The sequence below is a fragment of the Photorhabdus sp. CRCIA-P01 genome (assembly GCF_003545805.1).
GTDB lineage: Bacteria > Pseudomonadota > Gammaproteobacteria > Enterobacterales > Enterobacteriaceae > Photorhabdus > Photorhabdus antumapuensis.
In genome coordinates, this window is the sequence record NZ_NMQR01000124.1 from 1 (window position 1) to 2,797 (window position 2,797).

The 2,797-nt window shown below is 45.5% G+C and carries 3 protein-coding genes; all 3 read left to right on the top strand.

Annotated features, from left to right (window positions below):
* Positions 1 to 579 precede the first annotated feature (579 nt).
* A complete protein-coding gene (locus tag D3222_RS24060) occupies positions 580 to 1,464 on the top strand; it encodes an IS982 family transposase (protein ID WP_118988305.1) in 885 nt (294 codons plus the stop codon).
* 63 nt (positions 1,465 to 1,527) lie between these two features.
* Positions 1,528 to 2,319 carry a hypothetical protein gene (locus D3222_RS24065; protein WP_118988306.1) on the top strand — a complete coding sequence of 264 codons (792 nt, stop codon included), beginning with the start codon at positions 1,528 to 1,530 and terminating at the stop codon, positions 2,317 to 2,319.
* Positions 2,319 to 2,797 (top strand): TIGR03759 family integrating conjugative element protein (locus D3222_RS24070; RefSeq protein WP_369973539.1); only part of this gene is annotated, 479 nt, incomplete at its 3' end. The genes D3222_RS24065 and D3222_RS24070, both read left to right, overlap by 1 nt.

Here is a 2,797-nt window from a genome sequence, read left to right on the forward strand (position 1 = left end):
CCATTACGACACAACACACGGTATTTGTCGCCTAAAGCTGGCGTCATTGTGAACCTATTTAAATGTTACCCCACTGGTTTTGCGAAGACTGATTATTGATGACATGAACGGCCTACCGGCCTGATGAGAAACCTAACATAAAAAATGGCTCTTTCAAGCCGACAAGGTTTTAAGGTTCATCAGGCGCGGAACTCATCGAGGCGCAGGCTCCTTGCCTACAGTGACGCCGGATAGATTTAAGCAAGCCAAAAATTCATCAAAAATGAGTGTTGCAAAAACGAGGGGAACCATAGATTTTTATGCTCTATATTGGAGTGTAATTTTCATTTTTTCATATTGAGTTTTTTATCGTCATCCTCTCTGGTTTTGCCCAGTATTCTTCCCTGTATCGGGTAATCGTATGATTAGACTCTAATCACTACTGAATAAGTCGCATTTCTGTGTCCGTTGTTTTGTCAAGCAACCCGATAATACTAAAAGTAACCTGAACCTGAACTCTGGATAAAAAAATGGAACTCAGTGCCTGTTCCAAGATCAAAATTTTCGACCAAGAAAAAAACGATCTTATTAGGAACAGGCATGGATAAACTAGTTGAACTCTTCTGCGATGTCGATGATTTTTGCCGTGTATTCATTCCACTCTGGGAACAACAGTGTATCGAGGAAGGACATCGTCAACGCAGACGTCATGGCCGCATGAGTGCCAGCGAGATTATGACCATTGTGATTGCTTTTCATATGTCACATTATCGCGATTTCAAAAATTTCTACTTTGGATTAGTCCGACGATACCATCAACAAGACTTTCCCACCCTGCTCAGCTATACCCGGTTCTTAGGCGTCGTTTCCTCAGTTTTAGGACCGCTTTGTAGCTATTTGACGCAGGTGAAAGGGAAACCCACGGGACTCGCTTTTGTCGATTCCACGAGTATTCGTGTTTGCCATAACATTCGTATCCCTCGCCATAAGGTGTTTGACGGCATAGCGAAACGAGGGAAAGGGTCAATGGGAGGGTTTTTCGGTTTTAAGCTGCATCTGATAGTCAATCATCAGGGAGAAATTGTGTCAGCTAAACTCACTCCGGGTAATGTCGATGATCGGGAGCCTGTCCGTGAGTTAGCCGCAGGATTAACAGGAACGCTTTACGGCGACAAAGGATATATCAGTCAGACTCTGTTTGATGATTTAAACGCGACAGGGGTGACATTGATAACGAATACGCGCAGCAACATGAAGGCCAAAGCGCTCTCAGTGTGGGATAAAGTGATGTTATCAAAGCGTTTCATCATAGAAACCATCCATGATCAGTTAAAGAATATTTCTCAGATAGAGCACTCACGACACCGTAGTCTACAGGGATTCATGTTGAATGTGTTAGGAGGGCTAATCGTTTATTGTTTCAAAGAGAACAAACCGTCACTGAATATCTCCCGCTCAGAAATGGACATATTAGTGACGGCTTAACCAGAACTCAGGTTAAAAGTACGCCAGGCACAGCGCTAAATAAAACAAACAAGGATGTTGTGTATGACAACTGAAATACCGCCTCTGTCGTCGACGTCTGAGGCTGAAATTGACAGCTTGCGGCAGGCGGTTTCTCAAAAGACCCAACCCAGGTTGTCGTTAAAAAAATGTCTGGGGTATCTGTCAATATTACTTGTTATTGTCAGTATAGCGTTTCTGGCATTCGTGGTACGGCAGCAACATCATCAGTTAGTGGAATTTCAGTCATTGATGCGAAATGGATCATTCCAGCATTTGCCTGATGAGGTGCAAAAGCTGCATGAACGGCTTGATAAAGCGGATACCGGCTTTGTCTCCCGTCAGGACTGGCAAATGCAAAATGACCGGTTTCATCAGGCATTGATAGCGCAACAGGGATCCATCAACGACCAACAAAAACAGCTCGCACAGTCAGTTACTGATTTAAGCCGTGCTCATCAGGATCTTACCGAAGCAGTAAGTGTATTGAAAAATATCGGGAAACAGCAGGAAATACGCGTTGACGCATTAATCGCGTGGAAATCTCAGCAGGAAAAGCATACTGGTAAAAAAGCGGGCACACCTGACCGGGAGGTTCTTCGAGCTAAGAAACAGAGAGTTGCTCCTTTCATACTTTCTGGTATTGAACGTCGGGGAGAACAAGTTTATGCCGTTATTATTCCACGAGACATAGATCCTCATTCCCAAATATCTCAAATGCGCTTACTGACTCCGGGTGAAAGCGCATTTGAGTGGACGTTGGTCAGTATCTCCGATCATCAGGCTTTGTTCCAGGTACAAGGGCACCGTCAAACCCTGTCAGTTAACGAGAGATAATGATGAGAAAAGATTTTTTCAGCCAGAGGCGTTGGTTGATGCTGGTTGGCGTTGTCATGCCCCTGTCAGCCTCGGTGGCACAGGTTGCTATCTCTGAACAGACAGTGACGGGAATGAAAGCGACTCAGCAACAGGTCATGCAAGCTGAAAACCACCGTATTCAGGCGCAAATATGGGGACTGACAGAAGCCGAATTTCAGCGTTATCAGCAATTGATGCAGGGGCAACGGGGTATTCAGTCTCCTGGACTCGATCCGTTGAGTGCATTGGGCATTGAGGCAGAAACAGTACAAGCGCGTCAACATTATGCAGAATTGTGGGTCAGGCAGGAATATGTCCGTGCTGAAAAGGAACTGGCGTTCCAGCGGGCGGTGGATGCGGCCTGGAAACGTCTGGCACCGAATATTTTGCCGGTTAATTTAGGGAAGGGGGACGGAATCGCACAGGGTAATCAGGGACGGCTGGCGTTGTTTGTGAA